At 34.2% G+C, this 3,648-nt stretch carries 5 protein-coding genes; 3 read left to right on the forward strand and 2 right to left on the reverse strand.

Annotation, left to right across the window (positions count from 1 at the left end):
• Positions 1–939: beta-propeller domain-containing protein (locus tag OEW78_RS10130; RefSeq protein WP_300327173.1), on the reverse strand; the 939-nt coding region annotated here is incomplete at its 3' end.
• 126 nt (positions 940–1,065) lie between these two features.
• Between OEW78_RS10130 and OEW78_RS10135 the strand changes: the two genes are divergently transcribed.
• Positions 1,066–1,788, forward strand: coding sequence for a winged helix-turn-helix domain-containing protein (locus OEW78_RS10135; RefSeq protein WP_300327174.1), 723 nt, complete (start codon positions 1,066–1,068; stop codon positions 1,786–1,788).
• Position 1,789: 1 nt separating this feature from the next.
• Here OEW78_RS10135 and OEW78_RS10140 read toward each other — a convergent pair whose 3' ends face one another.
• Entirely contained in the window at positions 1,790–2,107 is a 318-nt protein-coding gene (locus tag OEW78_RS10140; protein WP_300327175.1) for a nitroreductase/quinone reductase family protein, read from the reverse strand.
• A gap of 36 nt (positions 2,108–2,143) precedes the next feature.
• Here OEW78_RS10140 and OEW78_RS10145 point away from each other — a divergent pair, with 36 nt between their 5' ends.
• Positions 2,144–2,647: a PRC-barrel domain-containing protein gene (locus OEW78_RS10145; RefSeq protein ID WP_300327176.1), complete on the forward strand. Its 504-nt coding sequence runs from the start codon at positions 2,144–2,146 to the stop codon at positions 2,645–2,647.
• Between the two features lie 227 nt (positions 2,648–2,874).
• Positions 2,875–3,648: ATP-binding cassette domain-containing protein (locus tag OEW78_RS10150; RefSeq protein WP_366523065.1), on the forward strand; the 774-nt coding region annotated here is incomplete at its 3' end.

Raw genomic sequence — 3,648 nt, forward strand, 5'->3', positions numbered from 1 at the left:
TTCAGAATTTATGTTGTCCCCGAATATGTCAATTGCAGTTAGTGTGTTAAAGTTTGAGAACTGTTCTACATTATCAAAGTAAAATGCTTCTGGAGTCATTATTTTAATTGAATCTTCCATGATTACTGGCAGTCTTGGGTATTGGTGGTCTATGTTGCTATTAGTTACAAAATATGCATAATCTCCAATCATTCTTGCATCTCTGAAATGACCATCAATTGAATAGTCTTTGAGAATGATTGGGCTTTCTTTATCAGAGACATCTACAATTAATGCATGTGTAACGGAATTGTAAGATCGTCTTGGAACAAAGTCAAATAGTGGAATTATTTCCTCATCGCTTTGTCCGTTGTAAAATATTACTAGTCTGTCCTCGTTGAGGAACATGTTCTGAATATATTGAGATTCAATGTCTAATGCAATTTTAAGAATTAACTTTGCATCTTCTGCAGGGTATGCATCGATGATTGAAAGTGTATTTTGTGAGACAATGTAAACATACTTTGAATCATTTTTGAGATAATCTGGCTCATCAACATTTGCGACTTGAACATTTGTTGTTGAATAGTCTGTTCCACCTTCTTGTACTTTGGATGCTCCATCAGTAGGCATTGGAACCGGAGCACCTGTAGATGCAGCTGAATCAAACATCATAGATTCTTCTACTGCAAAATTTCTGAGAACTCTGTCATCAAAACCTCCACTAAATGAAGGTGCTTCTAAAATTTCCCTTAGTTCTTGCTGTGATGAAATTTTCTTTATTTCATTTGTTCCTTCAAAATACTCTGATACCACTTTGTTGACATAGATAATCTCTGGTTCACTGGTTTCTGTTACTACTTGTATCTCTACGTTTTGCTCCAAAACTGCAAACATGATTCCTGCGGTAGCTAATACTGAAACGATTACTGCAATTGGAATAATTATTTTTGAACTCATTTTATCTCATCTTTTGAATCATCATTTTTAGTGATTACTACCCATTGGTAGTTCTAGATAAAAGGTTTAGTGAAATTTCAATTTCACCAAACAACTTACATATTCTAGAATTGACTCAGAAAACCATTGCCTGATGAACATTCTGATGACCTTGCTGAAAAAATCAAAATCCTAGCCACTGATGATGAAAAGATAAAGTCTTTCGGTGAGTTATTTACAAACGACTCTAGTCGTGAAATCCTTCAGTTTCTCTTTAATGAGGAATTGACTGCAAATCAAATTGCTCAAAAAACTGGCATTTCTCTGCAATTAGTAAAGTATCATTTAATCAAACTTCAAGATCTTGGAATAGTCAAAATTTCTAAAATTGAGAAAAATTCAAAATCCCAAGACATGAAAATTTACACTGCAACAAAATTCAGTATTGTAATTGTTCCTCCAAAATTATCTGAGAAAACAAAAGAAAGTAAATTACTAGTTCGTTCCTTTAGACATATTTACAAAGTTGCAGGTTTAGGAATTGCAACTGGTATTTCAGGTCTATTGTCGCTTTCTCAATTTCAAAACAACACAATACCTGTGACTGATTCTGCTGAAAATTTTGTAATGGAGGAATCTGTAAAGAATATGCAATCTACACCTGCTGATGAATCTCTACGGTCTCTTCCTGCATCTGCACCTATGATGGCAGAGTCTGAATCTCAAGACTTGTCTGCATCTAGTTTAGAATATGCAAAAACTGTTGGAGAGTCTGCAAACTCTGAATTGTTTTTACCTTTTCTAATCATTACTATGATTCTTGGCGGGGTTACTATCTACTATTTTTGGAAATCGAGAAAATCTAATTAATTCATTCTAGCGTAATTTCGATTGCGATTCTTTTTTCTTTAGCTCTTTCTTCTCCTGGATACTTTAGAAAAGAAATTTCTTCATTTAGTTTTTCATCTGTAACTAATTTTGCATTTCCTATGAGAATATTGTCGTTGTATTGTATTTTTACAAGAGGATTTGCCAATGCATTTTGAAACCAGTCTCCATCCGGCCTGTGTCTTGAAAAGTAAATTTTCCCATTATGGTTTACTGCTCGAAGCATTACCTCATGCTCCCTGCCTGACTTTCTTCCCTTTGTTATCAGTATTGGGCGAAATATCTTTTCTTTAATCTCCACGCGTAGTTTTTGCAGTCAAGTAATTTAACCTCATTGATGGAAATTTCTGATATTCGTTATGATAAGCAAATCTTAGCATTCTCAACCATGTCAGTAAAACTAGAAGGAATGCCTACGAATATGGCCACGGCAGATACATTTACTGGGAAAAAAGTAATCGATAGAGAGGGAATTGAATACGGCAAAGTCAAACACATTCACATTAACCGCGACACGCTTGTCGTATCTGGTGTAACTATACATCAAGGATTCAACAAAGACTTTTTCCTCTCAGAAGATTATATTGACAAGTTTTCTGAGGAGACATTACTTCTAAGCAGACCTCCTGTGAGAACTGGAATTCCGGTAACTGATATTGATCGACATAAAATTGGCAAAGTCAAACGATTACACAGAAATCCTGAAACCAACGAACTAGAATCAATTGAGGTATCTGATGGATTGATGCATTCTAAAATCCTATCCAAATCTGAAATTTGGGGAGTGGGAGAAAAAGTCATTTTAAGAATGACAAAAGATGAGTTCAAATCAATTGAATGATTCTTTAACCTATTTTTTCAAAATAATTCTTTTTGATTATTCTGTTTTCTTGGAACATACTTGGCAGACTGGAATTCCTTCTTGAACTGTAACATCTACATTTGAAGAGTGACATTTTTGACATAATCCTTTCATGTCTGGGTTTCTCTATTTGGTCTTTAAATTTTTTGTGAGGATAGACTAAATCAATACTTAGCAATTTATAATTGTCAAATGCGATCAATGTGTTGTATTCAATAGAGACTAAATCTCTCACCAAATCCTTCGGTGATGTAATAGCAGTAAATGACATCTCTTTTTCTGTTAAAAAAGGGGAAATTTTTGGTTTCTTGGGACCTAATGGTGCAGGTAAAAGTACCACAATGATGATCTTGACCACTTTGCTAAAACCAACATCTGGCGAAGCTTTGATTTCAGGATTTGATGTAACTGCAAACCCAAAAAAAGTTAGAGAAAATATTGGATATGTTCAACAAGAAACAACTGTCGATGAATATCTTACAGGACGAGAAAATCTCATCTTACAAGCAAAACTAAATCACATTCCAAAAAATGAAATCAACAAAAGAATAGATGATGTTTTAGACCTAATCGAATTGGTTGACAAGCAAGATCAAGCTGTTGTAACTTATTCTGGTGGAATGAGAAAAAGACTAGATATTGCAGGAGGGCTGTTGCATAGGCCCAAAGTATTGTTTCTTGATGAGCCTACCGTTGGATTAGACATTCAAACTAGGAGAAAAATTTGGGAATATATCAAGAAAATTCACACTGAATTTGATATGACTATTTTTGTTTCCACTCATTATATGGAGGAAGCAGACCAATTATGCGACCGAGTAGGAATCATTGATGGAGGAAAAATCCAGGTCATTGACTCTCCTGAAAATATGAAAAAAGCAATGGGCAATGAGGTGATTTCCATAATCATTGATGAAGTGGAAAATCGTGATTCGTTATTGACAAAAATTAGAAAAATTGAATTTGTAAATAAAATTAAT

This window comes from Candidatus Nitrosopumilus sp. (genome assembly GCF_029882185.1).
Lineage (GTDB): Archaea > Thermoproteota > Nitrososphaeria > Nitrososphaerales > Nitrosopumilaceae > Nitrosopumilus.

Coding starts and splice junctions, on each gene's coding strand:
- OEW78_RS10145 (WP_300327176.1), top strand. CDS start 2,144: ATGGAAATTTCTGATATTCGTTATGATAAGCAAATCTTAGCATTCTCA.